The organism is Pectobacterium odoriferum, from assembly GCF_009931295.1.
GTDB classification, from domain to species: domain Bacteria; phylum Pseudomonadota; class Gammaproteobacteria; order Enterobacterales; family Enterobacteriaceae; genus Pectobacterium; species Pectobacterium odoriferum.
In genome coordinates this window covers 1,334,022-1,349,412 of the sequence record NZ_CP034938.1, presented here as the reverse complement: position 1 = coordinate 1,349,412, position 15,391 = coordinate 1,334,022, and the positions used below count along the sequence as shown (strand labels likewise).

General features: G+C 51.7%; 16 protein-coding genes. 4 read left to right on the top strand and 12 right to left on the bottom strand.

Annotated features, from left to right (window positions below; translation table 11 throughout):
- Nucleotides 1–9 precede the first annotated feature (9 nt).
- From pgpA to nrdR, 6 genes are all read right to left on the bottom strand, one after another.
- Nucleotides 10–546 (bottom strand): phosphatidylglycerophosphatase A, encoded by a 537-nt coding sequence (pgpA, locus tag EO763_RS05935; RefSeq protein WP_161528391.1) that lies wholly within the window; start codon nucleotides 544–546, stop codon nucleotides 10–12.
- Nucleotides 521–1,501, bottom strand: coding sequence for a thiamine-phosphate kinase (thiL, locus tag EO763_RS05930; RefSeq protein WP_161528390.1), 981 nt, complete (start codon nucleotides 1,499–1,501; stop codon nucleotides 521–523). The genes pgpA and thiL overlap by 26 nt, the downstream gene beginning before the upstream one ends.
- Nucleotides 1,502–1,569: 68 nt before the next feature.
- On the bottom strand, nucleotides 1,570–1,989 hold the full coding sequence (gene nusB / locus EO763_RS05925; RefSeq protein WP_010282066.1) for a transcription antitermination factor NusB: 420 nt from the start codon (nucleotides 1,987–1,989) through the stop codon (nucleotides 1,570–1,572).
- 24 nt (nucleotides 1,990–2,013) lie between these two features.
- Nucleotides 2,014–2,490 carry a 6,7-dimethyl-8-ribityllumazine synthase gene (gene ribH / locus EO763_RS05920; RefSeq protein ID WP_044206528.1) on the bottom strand — a complete coding sequence of 159 codons (477 nt, stop codon included), beginning with the start codon at nucleotides 2,488–2,490 and terminating at the stop codon, nucleotides 2,014–2,016.
- A gap of 111 nt (nucleotides 2,491–2,601) precedes the next feature.
- On the bottom strand, nucleotides 2,602–3,738 hold the full coding sequence (ribD, locus tag EO763_RS05915) for a bifunctional diaminohydroxyphosphoribosylaminopyrimidine deaminase/5-amino-6-(5-phosphoribosylamino)uracil reductase RibD (RefSeq protein ID WP_161528389.1): 1,137 nt from the start codon (nucleotides 3,736–3,738) through the stop codon (nucleotides 2,602–2,604).
- Nucleotides 3,739–3,773: 35 nt separating this feature from the next.
- On the bottom strand, nucleotides 3,774–4,223 hold the full coding sequence (nrdR, locus tag EO763_RS05910) for a transcriptional regulator NrdR (protein ID WP_005975999.1): 450 nt from the start codon (nucleotides 4,221–4,223) through the stop codon (nucleotides 3,774–3,776).
- 217 nt (nucleotides 4,224–4,440) lie between these two features.
- Here nrdR and EO763_RS05905 point away from each other — a divergent pair, with 217 nt between their 5' ends.
- The gene (locus EO763_RS05905) at nucleotides 4,441–5,010 is read left to right on the top strand and encodes a SadB/YajI family lipoprotein (protein ID WP_161528388.1); all 570 of its coding nucleotides are present in this window, start codon (nucleotides 4,441–4,443) and stop codon (nucleotides 5,008–5,010) included.
- Between the two features lie 72 nt (nucleotides 5,011–5,082).
- Here the strand turns inward: EO763_RS05905 and secF are convergent, their stop codons facing one another.
- The 5 genes from secF to queA all read right to left on the bottom strand — a co-directional run bounded on the left by secF (nucleotide 5,083) and on the right by queA (nucleotide 10,710).
- Nucleotides 5,083–5,994 (bottom strand): protein translocase subunit SecF, encoded by a 912-nt coding sequence (gene secF / locus EO763_RS05900; protein ID WP_048329214.1) that lies wholly within the window; start codon nucleotides 5,992–5,994, stop codon nucleotides 5,083–5,085.
- 72 nt (nucleotides 5,995–6,066) lie between these two features.
- Nucleotides 6,067–7,914, bottom strand: coding sequence for a protein translocase subunit SecD (secD, locus tag EO763_RS05895; RefSeq protein WP_161528387.1), 1,848 nt, complete (start codon nucleotides 7,912–7,914; stop codon nucleotides 6,067–6,069).
- A 27-nt stretch (nucleotides 7,915–7,941) separates the two neighbouring features.
- Nucleotides 7,942–8,274 carry a preprotein translocase subunit YajC gene (gene yajC, locus EO763_RS05890; protein WP_010282033.1) on the bottom strand — a complete coding sequence of 111 codons (333 nt, stop codon included), beginning with the start codon at nucleotides 8,272–8,274 and terminating at the stop codon, nucleotides 7,942–7,944.
- Nucleotides 8,275–8,400: 126 nt separating this feature from the next.
- Nucleotides 8,401–9,546 carry a tRNA guanosine(34) transglycosylase Tgt gene (tgt, locus tag EO763_RS05885; RefSeq protein WP_161528386.1) on the bottom strand — a complete coding sequence of 382 codons (1,146 nt, stop codon included), beginning with the start codon at nucleotides 9,544–9,546 and terminating at the stop codon, nucleotides 8,401–8,403.
- Nucleotides 9,547–9,642: 96 nt separating this feature from the next.
- Complete coding sequence (gene queA / locus EO763_RS05880) at nucleotides 9,643–10,710, bottom strand: tRNA preQ1(34) S-adenosylmethionine ribosyltransferase-isomerase QueA (protein ID WP_039490465.1); 1,068 nt, start codon at nucleotides 10,708–10,710, stop codon at nucleotides 9,643–9,645.
- A 191-nt stretch (nucleotides 10,711–10,901) separates the two neighbouring features.
- On the opposite strand from queA, the gene EO763_RS05875 reads away from it, so the two are divergent.
- From EO763_RS05875 to EO763_RS05865, 3 genes are all read left to right on the top strand, one after another.
- The gene (locus EO763_RS05875; protein ID WP_161528385.1) at nucleotides 10,902–11,483 is read left to right on the top strand and encodes an acyl carrier protein phosphodiesterase; all 582 of its coding nucleotides are present in this window, start codon (nucleotides 10,902–10,904) and stop codon (nucleotides 11,481–11,483) included.
- 334 nt (nucleotides 11,484–11,817) lie between these two features.
- Nucleotides 11,818–12,420, top strand: coding sequence for a peroxiredoxin C (locus tag EO763_RS05870; RefSeq protein WP_010299049.1), 603 nt, complete (start codon nucleotides 11,818–11,820; stop codon nucleotides 12,418–12,420).
- Between the two features lie 233 nt (nucleotides 12,421–12,653).
- Entirely contained in the window at nucleotides 12,654–13,928 is a 1,275-nt protein-coding gene (locus EO763_RS05865; protein ID WP_161528384.1) for a mechanosensitive ion channel family protein, read from the top strand.
- A gap of 58 nt (nucleotides 13,929–13,986) precedes the next feature.
- On the opposite strand, the gene proY is transcribed toward EO763_RS05865, so the two are convergent.
- Nucleotides 13,987–15,363 (bottom strand): proline-specific permease ProY, encoded by a 1,377-nt coding sequence (gene proY / locus EO763_RS05860; protein ID WP_010299043.1) that lies wholly within the window; start codon nucleotides 15,361–15,363, stop codon nucleotides 13,987–13,989.
- Nucleotides 15,364–15,391 lie beyond the last annotated feature (28 nt).

Genomic DNA, 15,391 nt, shown 5'->3' with positions numbered 1-15,391 from the left:
AGAGTGACGTCAGAATATCGGCCAGTGATAGCCGATAAAATAGATAATCCCCGCCGAGATCACCCCCGCGACAATATCGTCGATCATAATGCCCATGCCGCCATGCACGTTGCGATCGAACCAACGAATCGGCCAGGGTTTCCAAATATCCAGACAGCGGAAGACGACAAATCCTGCCGCCACCCATTGCCACTTATCCACCGGAATCGCCATCAGGGTAATCCACATGCCGACAAACTCGTCCCAGACGATACTGCCGTGATCGTGAACGCCCATATCTTTCGCTGTCTGATGGCACAGGTAAACACCGATACAAATGCTCAGCATGACCAACAGCGAATACAATTCAAGCGGCAGGAACGACATGAGGTACCACAGTGGAATCGCCGCCAATGACCCTACCGTACCCGGCATCCAGGGCGACAGACCGCTGCCAAACCCTGTTGCCAGCAGGTGCCACGGGTTACTCAGCTGTAAGCGGCGTTTTGCCACTTCAGCGCCTTTCGTCTTATTCGCGGAATCAGTTTTGCTCGCTAAAATGGTCATACCCCTTCCAGTTCAGCTCGGTCGCTTTATTATCCTTGAAAAAGCGTAACCCTTCAGATGAAGGCCCGATTTGCCCGATACAGGTGTAGTCCGCGCCGAGATGCCCCAAGGCCAGTTCCAGCGCACCTCGGTTAATTTCCGGCACGGTAAAGCACAGCTCATAATCTTCGCCGCCAGATAGCGACCAACGCAGCGCCTGCTCTTCATCGACGCAGCCCCGCAGCCAATCAGATTGTGGGATCGCATCCAGATTAATACGCGCGCCGCACTCGCTGGCTTTAAGTATATGCTGTAGATCGGAGATGAGGCCGTCGGAAAGATCGATAGCCGAACTGGCCAGATCGCGCAACGCCTGCCCTTGTAGAATTCTCGGCTGAGGACGGAGGTGACGTTGGATCAATCTCTGACGCGTCTCTTCATCATCAACGTGCAGTGTATTCTGGAGGATAGCCAGACCCGCCGCACTGTCGCCTAATGAACCGGTAACATAAATCCAGTCACCAATTCTGGCCCCCCGACGCGTCAATGCCCGACCTGCTGGTACCAGACCGTGGATAGTCAGCGTCAGGGTCAGTGGGCCGCGCGTCGTATCGCCCCCCACCAACTGCATGCCATAATAATCAAGCAGCTCAAACAAGCTGTCGCTGTACGCGGATAGCCACTGGCTATTGCTTTTAGGTAGGGTAATGGCCAGAGAAAGCCAGGCAGGATCGGCGCCCATCGCAGCTAGATCGCTTAAATTGACCGCCAGAGATTTGTAACCCAGATCGGCGGGATCGATCTCAGGTAAGAAATGAACGCCAGATACCAGCGTGTCGGTACTCACCGCCAGCATCTGCTTATCTGCTACCGTCAGTAACGCACAGTCATCACCGATGCCTAACTCGACATCGCGACGTGAACTTCGGACCCGATTAAAATAGCGGGCAATAAGGTCAAACTCGCCTTCAACCATAACCTTTCCAGCCAGCCTATCATTCAAAAGCGATCAGGGCCGGATATCCGGCCCTGATTCGATTCATTTTACTTCTTGCCTTTCCGTACACTCGGAGCAGCTTTGTCCAGCACGCCATTCACAAACTTATGGCTATCTTCAGCACCGAAGATTTTAGCCAGTTCGATGGCCTCGTTAATCGCCACCTTGTAAGGAACGTCTTCGCGCTTGCTCAGCTCAAACATCGCCAAACGCAAAATCGCTTTTTCAACCTGACCCAATTCCTCAATTTGACGAGACAGGAAAGGTGCCATCAGTTGATCAAGCTTCTCAGCCTGAGTGGCAACACCCGCCAGCAATTCACGGAAATAGGTAATGTCGACATCTTTGACATCCTGCTCGCTCAGGAATTGGTGTTCAACATCGGCAATATCATTTTTAGATAACTGCCAGGAGTAAAGCGCTTGAACCGCACATTCACGAGCGCGGCGACGAGCAGCAGGTTTCACGGAATTCCCCTTACTTAATCAGGCTTACTTAATCGCTTTCAATACATTAATCATTTCTAGCGCGGTCAAGGCAGCTTCAGCACCTTTGTTCCCCGCTTTCGTACCAGCACGCTCAATCGCCTGCTCAATGCTTTCCGTCGTTAGAACGCCGAAAGCGACAGGGATTTCACTGTCCATCGCAACAGAGGACAGGCCTGAGCTACACTCGCCAGCAACAAATTCAAAATGCGCTGTTCCGCCACGGATGACCGTTCCCAGAGCAATGACGGCATCATATCCGCCATTTTTCGTGCTTTTGGTCAGTGCACGAACCGTTAATGGCAGTTCGTAAGCACCCGGCACCCAGACAACGGTGATGTTTTCTTCTTTAACCTGACCGATGCGTTTCAATGCATCAATTGCACCGTCCAGCAGGCTGTCGTTAATAAAATGGTTAAAACGCGCAATCGCAATCGCCACACGGGCATCAGGAGTAGCAACAACACCTTCGATAACGTTCATAGCTTTCCTTGTATCTGGTCTTTATGGCCCGCTAGGGGGGCGGATTCTATCATAATTTTTGTTGGCACGTATCCGGTTTTGTCGGACCTGCACCAGGTATTTACATACACATCAGAATTTAGGTTTCAGGCACAATCGCAAATCTGGGCCAATCTGGCGAACGTCTGCGATATCAAATTCCGGTGCCTGAGACAGTTGATCCAGCCCAGGCAAGAGGCACAGTGAACGGGCATTTTCACCCAACAGTTTGGGGGCAAGATAAACGATAAGTTCATCAACAACGCCAGCATTAAGCAGCGCTCCGGCCAGACTTGCTCCGGCTTCGACCCAAACGGAGTTAATCTGCCGTCTCCCCAGCACCATCATCAGCGCCACCAGATCAACGCCGCCATTGTGCTGCGGTAGCATCACTTGTTCAACGCCCTGCGGCCACGCTTGTTCATCTGCCTGCACGCGAGCGAGCCAGGTTTCCCCCAGTTGGTTAACAATCCGATGCTGCGGCGTGACGCGTTGCTGACTGTCTACAATCACCCGCACGGGCTGCCTGATATCCGCTTCTGAATAGCGTTTCTGGACATCGGCACCCAGCTCTGACCAGCGGACGGTGAGAGAAGGATCGTCAGCTAACACCGTCGCACTACTGCTCAGAATCGCTGCGCTCTCCGCACGAAAACGCTGCACATCCTGCCGCGCCTGTGGTGAGGTGATCCACTGACTCTCTCCCGACGCCATCGCAGTACGCCCATCCAAAGATGCCGCCATTTTGAGCTGCACGTAAGGAAAGCCTGTCCGCATACGTTTCAGGAAACCTACATTCACCTTTTCTGCTTCAGCCATCATCAAGCCATGGCTAACGGCAATCCCTGCTTGCTGTAGGCGATGCAAGCCACGACCCGCCACCTGTGGATTCGGATCCTGCATCGCAGCAACCACGCGGGAAACACCAGCAGTAATCAATGCATCAGCGCAAGGCGGCGTTCGGCCATGATGGCTACAGGGTTCCAACGTAACATAGGCCGTCGCACCACGTGCACGTTCCCCCGCCATTCTCAGCGCATGCACCTCTGCGTGGGGTTCACCAGCACGAAAATGATAGCCTTCACCCACAATTTCGCCATCACGCACGATCACGCAGCCAACATTGGGGTTGGGTGCTGTCGTGAAGCAGCCACGGCGCGCCAGCTCTAACGCGCGCGCCATGTATAATTCATCCTGCGGCAAGTGGCCGTTTTCCTGAAAAGCGCTCATTCCCGAACCTCTTATCTCTGTCGCGTTGACGCGACTTAATCCTGCAAACGCGCAATCTCTTCGCCAAATTCGCGAATATCTTCAAAACTGCGATACACCGATGCAAAGCGGATATAAGCCACTTTATCCAGCTTTCTCAACGCTTCCATCACCAGATTCCCGACCATCTTGGTGGTAACCTCGCGTTCTCCGGTCGCTCGAAGATGAGATTTAATGTGATTAATCGCCATTTCGACGTCATCAGAACTGACTGGCCTTTTTTCCAGCGCTTTCAGCATACCGCTACGCAATTTATCTTCATTAAAAGGCTCGCGCACTTCATTGCTTTTGATGACTCGCGGCATCACCAGTTCAGCCACTTCAAACGTGGTGAAGCGTTCATGACAAACCAGACACTGCCGACGACGACGTACTTGCGAACCTTCGCCGACCAGACGGGAATCAATGACTTTGGTATCAACAGCGGAACAAAACGGGCAATGCATGATGTGTCCTGACCAGTAATCCTTAACGTAGCGACAGTTTACCCTGAATTAACGGACTAACCAAAACTCCTGATCCACGTTGCGAAGGGTTTCGCATCTCTTCCGGTAATAGGATGAAAAAAGCTGTCTCACCTATGACTTAGGCTTAATCGCAGCTAAACTCAGCAATAGGGATCAACGGATCAATGAATAAAACATCGAAAGGGGAACCACAGATATGAGAACCCGATATCGCGTACTGACCTTCCTGCCAGCGCTTCTTTTGCTCGCAGGGTGTGCTGAACAGCGCCAGATGCCCAAATTGCAGAATCAGATAGGTCAGCTCAATCAGCAATTACAAACGCTGACCGATCAGGCCACGGCACTAGAGCGACAAAATGCGTTGAATTCTCAGTCTACTTCCGGCGTTTATTTACTGCCTGCCGCGCAAACCAGCACCGTGCTGGAAAGCAGTATTGGCAGACTCAACGTCTCGTTACGCAATATCGAGACTGAAGCTAACGGAACAAGCGCGTTGCTGCACATTCGCACGCTTGATGCAAAGGGGCTACCAGCCTTTGGCGCACAGCTTGACTGGGGACGACTCGACCCTGTGAGCGGGAAACCTTTAACGGGCGACACGCAAACACAGTCGTTTGTCGTCTCCCCCACGCTATTACCAAAAACCGAAGCGATTATTGAATTGCGCCTGAGCGGCCTGTCGCCGGAAGAACTCGGCTTTGTTCGTTTGCATCAGGTTCAGGAAATACAGAGTCCGCCGCCTGTTGCCGCAACCGAGTCCCCCTAGTAAACATATTTCCCAGCGCTAAGATGCAAAAAACCCCGCAATGCGGGGTTTTTTATGTTTACAGTCAGCAGATTAAGGCAGGATAGACGGTTGGTCCGCCCCTTCCTTTTCCACTTTCTGAACGATCAGGTGTTCACGCTTCATACCCAGTTTCAGCGCCAGAGCGGAAGAAACATAGATAGAAGAGATCGTACCAATGATCACACCGATAAACATCGTCAACGAGAAGCCATGCAACAATGCGCCACCGAAGACCATGAGGATCACAATCATCGCCAGCGTGGTCGCAGATGTGATGATGGTACGATGCAACGTCTGCGTCAGAGAAATGTTGGTAATCTCGTAAGGTGTGCCACGACGAACCTTGCGGAAGTTCTCACGAATACGGTCAGATACCACGATCTTATCGTTAAGTGAATAACCAATTACCGACATCAGTGACGCAATGATCGTGAGGTCAATCTCAATAGAGAACAGAGACAGCAGCCCCATCGTTATGATCGTATCGTGCGCCAAAGCCAGTACGGCACTCATCGCCAGACGCCATTCAAAACGAAGACCGATATAAATGAGGATAGCAATCAGCGCAGACATCAGCGCCAATGCGCCCGCCTGTGCCAAATCGCTCCCCACGCTCGGCCCGACAAACTCAATACGTTTCACCGTTGCATGCTGCTGGAAAGTATCATTCACCACCTTCAGCACTTTGTTGCCGAGCGCTTCGTTCTCGCTGCCAGAAACCGGTGGCATACGCACCATCACGTCACGGCTGCTACCGAAATTCTGCACCTGCGGCTCTGAAAACCCAGAGGTCTCTAATGAACTACGCAGGACATCGAGATCGATCGGTTTCTCAAGGCTAATCTCAATAACCGTACCACCGGTAAAGTCGAGCCCCCAGTTGAAACCACGCACACCCATAACCACGATAGAAGCGATGATCAGCAGACCGGAAATGGCAAATGCCAATGTGTCCCAGCGCATGAAATCATAGACTTTACGCCCATGATTGAGTTGTTCAATGTTGTATTCCTGTTCCTGTGCCACAACGCACTCCTAGATAGACAGCTTGTTGATACGCTTACCGCCGTAAAGCAGGTTAACGATGGCACGAGTACCGACGATCGCCGTAAACATTGAGGTCGCAATCCCAATCGCAGTCGTGATAGCAAACCCTTTGATAGAACCGGTACCAACCGCATACAGGATGATAACTTTAATCAACGTCGTGACGTTCGCATCAACAATCGAACTGAACGCACCTTTGTAGCCCTCATGAATGGCCTGTTGCACGGAGCGACCATTACTGAGTTCTTCCTTGATACGTTCGTTAATGAGTACGTTAGCATCGACTGCAACCGCCAGCGTAAGCACGATACCCGCGATACCCGGCATGGTCAGCGTTGCCCCTGGTAGCAGCGACATCACGCCGACAATCAACACGAGGTTAGCAACCAATGCACTGGTCGCGATGACACCAAACTTCTTGTAGAAGAAGACCATAAAGAGGATCGATGCGATCAAGCCCCACAAACAGGCTTCCAGCCCCTGAGTGATGTTTTGCATCCCCAGCGTTGGCCCAATCGTACGTTCTTCAACAATCTGGATCGGCGCAATCAGCGCACCCGCACGCAGCAGCAGAGAAAGCTGACGCGCTTCGTTAGGGTTATCAATGCCGGTAATACGGAAGCTGTTACCCAGTCGTGACTGAATCGTCGCTACGTTGATCACTTCTTCGTGTTTTTCCAATATCGAACGGCCAGTCGCATCTTTCTTGCCGCTGTCTTTGTATTCCACAAAGAGCGTCGCCATCAGCTTGCCGATACTGTCTTTGGTGAAGTTGGACATGGTGTTGCCACCCGCGCTGTCCAGAGAAATATTCACCTGAGGCTGGTTATATTCATCCGTACTCGATGTCGAATCGGTAATATGATCGCCCGTCAGAATCACGCGTTTGAACAACACCACCGGTGAGCCGTCACGCATGTTCTTCACTTCAGAATCGCCCGGCACGCGGCCGTTCGCCGCTGCGGTCGCATCAGCATTACTGTTGACCAGACGGAATTCCAGCGTAGCGGTTGCACCAAGAATTTCTTTCGCGCGGGCCGTGTCCTGAATACCCGGTAACTCAACGACGATACGGTCAGCACCCTGACGTTGTACCAGTGGTTCAGCAACACCGAGTTGGTTCACACGGTTACGCAGAATATTGATGTTCTGCTGTACGGCGTATTCACGTGCTTCACGCAGACGTTCGTCAGACATCACTGCGCGTAGCAGGTTGCTTCCGCTGCCGCTGAGAACCAGATTGCGGTGACGAGTCGTCAGATAATTGAGGCCGTCATCACGCGTTTGAGCATCACGGAAACGAATTTCGACGCCGTAATTATCAATCTTGCGCACGGAGGCATAAGGAATGTTCTTCTCACGCAGATCGCTGCGCAAAGAGTCCATGGTTTGTTCTTGCAGTTTACCCAGCGCCGTATCCATATCCACTTCCATCAGGAAGTGAACGCCGCCGCGCAGGTCAAGCCCCAATTTCATCGGTTCAGCGCCCAACAACCGCAGCCAGGTTGGCGTAGCAGGTGCCAGGTTAAGTGCGACGACGAACTTTTCACCCAGCTCATTAACGAGCGCTTCACGCGCACGGAGCTGAATATCAGGGTTAGAGAAGCGAGCCAGAATTGCACCATTTTCCAATGCAATCGACTTACTGGTAATGTTCTGTTCTTTTAAAACATTCTGGATTTGGATCAGCGTCGTTTCGCTGGCGGCGGTTCCCCGCGCGCCAGTAACTTGTACCGCCGGATCCTCACCATATAGGTTAGGAAGTGCGTAGAGCAGGCCGACGAACAACACCACGACCAGCATCAGGTACTTCCACAAAGGATAACGATTTAACACGGCAGTTCCCTTCGGAAAAATCGGAAATTACAGGGCCTTAATCGTGCCCTTCGGCAGCACGGCAGCCACGAAATCACGTTTGATAACCACTTCATTGGTCTCGTTCAACGCAATCGCAATATAGCCAGTTTCGGACACTTTGGTTACGCGACCAACCAGACCACCGGTCGTTAATACTTCATCGCCCTTGCCGATAGAATCCATTAACTTTTTGTGTTCCTTGGCGCGTTTTTGCTGAGGACGCAGGATCATAAAATAGAAAATCAGACCAAAAACAGCCAGCATAATAACCAGCGAGTACGGGCTTCCCTGAGCCGGAGCGCCAGTTGCAGCTACAGCATCGGAAATGAAAAGACTCATGTAAATATCCTCTTCTTTGTCAAAAGATAAGCTATCAAAAAGATAGGTTATCAACCTTATAATCGTAAAAACGCTTCACAGCAAAATACAATTCATAACAAAATACAATGCATAGCAAACGGGCTATCAGCTACTTGCGGCAACGTCTTTTTCAGCAAGCGGCGGAATCGGTTTGCCTATGCGTTGGTAAAAATCCACCACAAAGTGCTCTAATTTACCCTCTTCAATGGCCTGACGTAAACCTGCCATTAAACGCTGATAATAACGCAAGTTATGAATGGTATTGAGTCGTGCTCCGAGTATTTCGTTGCAACGGTCAAGATGATGCAAGTAGGCGCGGCTATAATTGCGACACGTGTAGCAATCACAGTGTTCATCCAGCGAGCTGACGTCATCTTTATGCTTCGCATTACGGATTTTCACTACACCATCCGTCACGAAGAGATGCCCGTTGCGTGCGTTGCGCGTTGGCATCACGCAGTCAAACATATCGACACCGCGGCGGACACCTTCAACCAAATCTTCCGGTTTGCCAACGCCCATCAAATAGCGCGGTTTATCTTCTGGAATCTGCGGGCAAACGTGCTCCAGAATACGGTGCATATCTTCTTTTGGCTCACCGACAGCCAAACCGCCCACAGCGTACCCATCAAAGCCAATGTCTACCAGCCCTTTTACGGATACATCACGTAAATCTTCGTAAACACTTCCCTGAATAATACCGAACAGCGCATTTTTATTCTCCAGCTCATCAAAACGCTGACGGCTGCGTTTCGCCCAGCGTAGTGACATCTCCATAGAGCGCTTGGCGTAATCCCAATCGGCAGGATACGGCGTACACTCATCAAAGATCATGACGATATCGGAGCCGAGATCGTGCTGAATTTCCATCGATTTTTCCGGGCTTAGGAAAATCGAGTCCCCGTTGATCGGGTTACGAAAATGCACGCCCTGTTCGGTAATCTTGCGAATATCGCCGAGGCTGAACACCTGAAAACCGCCGGAGTCCGTCAGAATCGGGCCGTGCCACTGCATGAAGTCGTGCAGATCGCCATGCAGCTTCATGATTTCCTGACCGGGACGCAGCCACAGATGGAATGTATTGCCGAGCAAAATCTGTGCGCCAGTTTCTTTCACTTCTTCTGGCGTCATGCCTTTCACCGTGCCGTACGTCCCCACAGGCATAAAAGCCGGGGTTTCCACCACGCCACGTTCAAAAATCAATCTGCCGCGTCGCGCACGGCCGTCCGTTGCTTGTAATTCGTACTTCACTTAGCCTCCGGCATCAGAAAAACAGTCTGATGGTAATGATGTATTAACGCCTGACAGAGCGTGGTCTGTGACGTTCCTATTATGTGGAAAGCGGGTTTATCCCACTTTTTCCTGTTCGGCCATCGGGTTGTGCGTAATAAACATCGCATCACCGTAGCTGAAAAAACGATATTGCTCTGCCACCGCCTGACGGTAAGCAGACATCGTGTTCTGGTAACCGGCAAAGGCCGACACCAGCATGATTAACGTCGATTCGGGTAAATGGAAATTGGTCACCAGCGCATCAATAATGCGGTAGTGATAGCCCGGATAGATGAAAATTTTGGTATCGCCAAAGAACGGTTCGATAGCCGCCTTTTGGCTGGCCTGCGCAGCACTTTCCAGTGAACGTACTGAGGTGGTGCCAACGGCGATTACGCGGTTTCCTCGCGTCTTGCACGCGAGCACAGCATCAACGACGTCCTGCGGCACTTCGGCATATTCGGCGTGCATGATGTGATCTTCAATCGTATCGACGCGTACAGGCTGGAAAGTCCCCGCACCAACGTGCAGCGTAACGAACGCCATCTCGATGCCCTTCTCACGCAGCGCAGCCAGCATCGGCTCATCAAAATGCAAGCCCGCCGTCGGTGCCGCTACGGCACCCGGACGCTGGCTATACACCGTCTGATAAAGCTCGCGGTCGGCGTCTTCGTCAGGCCTGTCGATATAAGGCGGCAACGGCATGTGGCCGATATCATTCAGAATCGACAGGACATCGCGAGAATCATCGAAATGCAGCTCAAATAGCGCATCGTGTCGAGCGGCCATCGTAGCCTTGACGCTTTCGTCATCGCCCAGCAACAGTTCTGTGCCCGGCTTCGGCGCTTTTGACGCCCGAACGTGCGCCAATACCCGATGTTCATCCAACACGCGCTCTACCAGCACTTCCAGCTTGCCGCCGCTGGCTTTACGGCCAAACAAACGAGCGGGAATCACACGTGTGTTGTTGAACACAAGCAGATCGCCGGGATTCAGTTTATTCAGCAAATCGGTAAACACACCGTGCGTCAGATTTCCCGTCGGCCCGTCCAGCGATAGCAGGCGGCAACCACTGCGTTCCGCTTGTGGATAATGGGCAATCAATGATTCAGGAAGTTCAAACGAAAAATCAGCAACACGCATGGCAATTCACTTAGCTGTAATACATTAAAAATGGGCGGCCTAGTCTAGAGCCGCAAGCGCATGGCTGCAAGAAATAAGCATCTGAGTCGCGGAATGCATTATACCCAATAGATTTCGAGATACAGGAAGGCGGCAACCGAGGGCAGCCAACGAGCCTGTCACTCGAAAGATGAAGGGTATATACTACCGCAATGAATTTTCTCGCCCATCTCCATCTGGCCACGCTGGCCAACAGCTCCCTATTAGGTAATCTGATGGCGGATTTCGTGCGCGGCAACCCTCAGGACAGCTACGCTGACGAGATCGTCGCGGGTATTCGTCTGCATCGTCGTGTTGATTCACTGACCGACAGCCTGCCGGAAGTCAAACAGGCGCGTCAGTACTTCAGCGATGAATTCCGCCGCGTGTCGCCAATTACGTTGGATGTTCTGTGGGATCACTATCTTGCGCGTCACTGGCTACAGCTGGTGCCGGATACGCCCTTGCAAGCCTTTATTGATGATGCGCAATCACAAATCGAGCCGCATCTGGCAAACACACCTGAACGCTTTCAGAACCTGAACCACTATCTGTGGCCGGAACGCTGGATGACGCGTTACGCAGAGCTGCCGTTTATCGCCGATGTGCTGCACAGAATGTCAGTACGCCGCCCGAAACTGGCCGCGCTGTCCGGCTCTTTTCAGGATATCGAACAGCACTATCACCAATTTGAAACACTCTTCTGGCAGTTTTATCCACGGATGATGCAATTAGCGAAAGCGCGGCAGTTGTAAGATCGCGATTTTTCCGTTTTTCTACGCGACGTATACCCTAAATAATTCGAGTTGCGTGAAGGCGGCAAGCGCACGAATCCCCAGGAGCTTACTCAAGTAAGTGACTGGGGTGAGTAAGAGTAGCCAACGCACAAGCAGCTTGAAGTATGACGGGTATTGTCCTTTCCATCAAAAGGGTTAATCTAGCCTCTTGAAAGGAAATAGCGATGAGTTCAATAGACAGAAACTATCTCATTGATTGGTCTCTTTTCCTGTATTCATTCTGGCAGAATCCCTATACTGATCGCTGTTTTTTATATCATCCGATCATTAACCGCTATCTACAGGAGTAATTATGGTCCTGGTAACTCGTCAAGCCCCAGACTTCACCGCAGCTGCCGTTTTAGGCAGTGGCGAAATCGTCGAAAATTTCAACCTGAAGAAGCACATCAACGGTAAAGCTGCCGTGATCTTCTTCTGGCCGATGGACTTCACCTTCGTTTGTCCGTCAGAGCTGATTGCTTTCGATCACCGCTATGCCGAGTTCAAGAAACGCGGTGTAGAAGTGGTTGGCGTTTCCTTCGACTCCGAGTTTGTTCACAACGCATGGCGTAAAACCCCTGTGGACAAAGGCGGCATCGGCGAAGTGCAATACGCGATGGTTGCTGATATTAAGCGCGAAATCCAGAAGGCCTACGGCATTGAGCACCCAGAAGCTGGTGTTGCACTGCGTGGTTCTTTCCTGATCGACAAAAACGGTGTGGTTCGTCACCAGGTGGTGAACGATCTGCCGCTGGGTCGTAACATCGATGAAATGCTGCGTACCGTTGACGCCCTGCAATTCCACGAAGAGCACGGCGAAGTGTGTCCGGCACAGTGGGAAAAAGGAAAATCCGGTATGGGCGCGTCACCAGACGGCGTAGCGAAATACCTGTCTGAGAACGCAGACAAGCTGTAATTCCTCATCCTGCCGACATGGTAATATGATGACCAAGCCAGTTGCTATGCAGCTGGCTTTTTCTTTGTCCGCAATTTATCCCTCAGTCCTTCTTCACGTCTCACCACATCTCACCACATCTTCCCTGCGATATCTTAACTAATACAAAAGGTTGACTATAGGCGCTAAATCCTTAGCCTTAAAGCCACATCGTGTTAATGCACGACAAATTCATTGGAATAAAAGGAGAACGCATGCAACAAAATCTCGCGCTGTGGCTGAGAGAAGCTGGAATAGAACACGCTAGCATCATTGCGTTACTGATTGTTCTTGGGCTGATATTGCTCATTTCTGCCGTCATTCACCTGATTTTTCATCAGGTTGTGCTGAAAAGAATGGTACTGCGCTCACTCAATAAGCCCGGAAAAACCGAGGGGCATGGGTGGAAACAGGCGCTAACGCAACACAACTTATTTAACCGGCTGGCCTTCTTGCTACAAGGGGTGATCCTGAATATTCAGGTCTTTGTGTGGCTTCCCTCGCAGAGTGAAACCCGTGAAGCGCTCATCATCTGTTCCCAGGTGTGGATCATGGTTTTTGCGCTGCTGTCCCTGTTCTCGCTCCTCGATGTTCTGCTCAACGTTTCCGCCCGAACCAAAGTCGCCACCCAGTTGCCGCTGCGCGGTATATTCCAGGGTCTGAAACTGATCGCCACCATTGTTATCAGTATTATGGTGGTGTCGCTGCTCATCGGGAAATCGCCGCTGATTCTGATTAGTGGGTTAGGCGCAATGGCCGCCGTCCTAATGTTAGTGTTCAAAGATCCGATTATGGGATTGGTCGCGGGCATCCAACTCTCCGCCAACGACATGTTAACGTTGGGAGACTGGCTCGAAATGCCGAAATACGGCGCTGACGGGGCCGTTATCGATATCGGACTGACAACGGTAAAAGTGAGAAATTGGGACAATACCGTCACCACCATTCCCACCTACGCGTTAGTATCAGATTCTTTTAAGAACTGGCGTTCGATGTCGGAATCTGGGGGGCGGCGCATCAAGCGTAGTATCAATATTGATACCACCAGCGTGCATTTCATGACGGAAGACGAGCAGGCGCGATTGCTGCGCAGCAAGCTCCTGTCGCCTTATATTCAGAACAAGAAGAGCGAACTGGAGCAGCACAATGCACAGTCCGACTCCGACCTAACATCACCGCTGAACGGCCGTCGTCTGACGAATTTAGGCACGTTCCGCGCCTACCTTCAGGTATATCTACGCACCCATCCGGGTATTCATAAAGGGATGACGCTGATGGTACGGCAGCTTGCGCCAACGTCAGAAGGGTTACCGTTGGAAATTTATGCGTTTACCAACACGACCTCCTGGGTCGATTATGAAAGCATTCAGTCTGATATTTTCGACCATATCTTTGCGATCTTACCGGAGTTCGATCTCCGCGTTCATCAAATACCAACCGGTCACGATATGCGGGTCATGGCGCAGCAAATGACGGCCCCGAAAGCGTAATATTGGCTCAAAAAAAGCGCTCCAATGAGAGCGCTTCTTCTGATAGCAATCGACTAACTTAATTCTGTGCCGCTACCGCGTTCTGACGCTTCTTCTTCCAGACATAGCCCACTAAAAGCAGCAATATCCAAATGATGCCGACATACAGCGACACGCGCGTGTCCGGGAAGTAGCCAATCAAACCGATGATGAAGAACAGGAAGACGATACCGAACACGGAGGTCACGATGCCGCCGCGCAGTGGGAACGCCAGCGCCTTCACTTCATCCGGGCTCAGACGACGACGGAAGGCGATCTGAGAAAACAGAATCATGATCCACACCCACACCGTTGCAAAGGTTGCCAGTGAAGCAATCACCAGAAAAACTTTACCGGGCATAATGTAATTCAGGTACACCGCCACCAGCAGCGCCATCATCATTACAACCACCGTGACCCACGGGATACCACGTTTGGAAATGCGACTAAACACCTTCGGTGCATGCCCCTGCTCCGCCATTCCGTGCAGCATACGGCCCACGCCGAAAACATCGCTGTTAATCGCCGACAGCGACGCGGTAATCACGACAAAGTTCAGGATGCCTGCCGCCGCGGTAATCCCCATATGCTGGAACGTCAGCACGAACGGGCTCCCGTTGGTACCGACCTGATTCCACGGATAAATCGACATAATGACGAACAGCGTGCCGACATAGAACACCAGAATACGCCACGGCACAGAGTTTATCGCACGAGGGATAGACTTCTGCGGGTCTTTCGCCTCACCAGCCGTAATTCCGATAATCTCCACGCCACCATACGCAAACATCACCAGTTGCAGCGAGAGAATCATCCCCATCACACCGTTACTGAAGAATCCGCCATTACTCCAGAGGTTGTGGATACCGGTGGGTTCGCCCCCGTTGCCAATCCCCCAGATGATGATGCCGATCCCGGCAGCGATCATGATGATAATCGTGGCCACTTTGAAGAAAGAGAGCCAAAACTCCAGTTCACCAAAAGCTTTCACATTCATCAGGTTAATGGCACCAATGATGAGTACCACGCTCAGAACCCACACCCAGTGCGGCACGGCAGGGAACCAGACGCCCATGTAGATGCCAAATGCAGTCACATCGGCAATGGCGACAATCAGCATCTCAAAGCAGTAAGTCCAGCCGGTGATATACCCCGCCAATGGCCCGAGATAATCCTGCGCATAGCGGGAAAACGAGCTGGACTGCGGGTTATGCACCGACATTTCGCCCAGTGCGCGCATGATGATATACGCGACAACCCCACCAATCAGATAAGCCAGTAATACACTGGGGCCAGCCATTTGGATCGCACTCGCAGAACCATAAAATAGACCGGTTCCGATCGCCGAGCCAAGGGCGATAAAGCGGATATGCCGCGTGCTTAACCCACGCTTGAGCTTAGAGGATGGTTGTTCCATTGATAAGCAACCCTGTCTTATATAAGGA

Coding starts and splice junctions, on each gene's coding strand:
- queA (WP_039490465.1), bottom strand. CDS start 10,710: ATGCGTGTTGCTGATTTTTCGTTTGAACTTCCTGAATCATTGATTGCC.
- proY (WP_010299043.1), bottom strand. CDS start 15,363: ATGGAACAACCATCCTCTAAGCTCAAGCGTGGGTTAAGCACGCGGCAT.
- ribD (WP_161528389.1), bottom strand. CDS start 3,738: ATGAGCGCTTTTCAGGAAAACGGCCACTTGCCGCAGGATGAATTATAC.
- secF (WP_048329214.1), bottom strand. CDS start 5,994: ATGCGCTGGGACACATTGGCATTTGCCATTTCCGGTCTGCTGATCATC.
- EO763_RS05865 (WP_161528384.1), top strand. CDS start 12,654: ATGCAACAAAATCTCGCGCTGTGGCTGAGAGAAGCTGGAATAGAACAC.
- pgpA (WP_161528391.1), bottom strand. CDS start 546: ATGACCATTTTAGCGAGCAAAACTGATTCCGCGAATAAGACGAAAGGC.
- EO763_RS05870 (WP_010299049.1), top strand. CDS start 11,818: ATGGTCCTGGTAACTCGTCAAGCCCCAGACTTCACCGCAGCTGCCGTT.
- EO763_RS05905 (WP_161528388.1), top strand. CDS start 4,441: ATGAGAACCCGATATCGCGTACTGACCTTCCTGCCAGCGCTTCTTTTG.
- thiL (WP_161528390.1), bottom strand. CDS start 1,501: ATGGTTGAAGGCGAGTTTGACCTTATTGCCCGCTATTTTAATCGGGTC.
- ribH (WP_044206528.1), bottom strand. CDS start 2,490: ATGAACGTTATCGAAGGTGTTGTTGCTACTCCTGATGCCCGTGTGGCG.
- nrdR (WP_005975999.1), bottom strand. CDS start 4,223: ATGCATTGCCCGTTTTGTTCCGCTGTTGATACCAAAGTCATTGATTCC.
- yajC (WP_010282033.1), bottom strand. CDS start 8,274: ATGAGTCTTTTCATTTCCGATGCTGTAGCTGCAACTGGCGCTCCGGCT.
- EO763_RS05875 (WP_161528385.1), top strand. CDS start 10,902: ATGAATTTTCTCGCCCATCTCCATCTGGCCACGCTGGCCAACAGCTCC.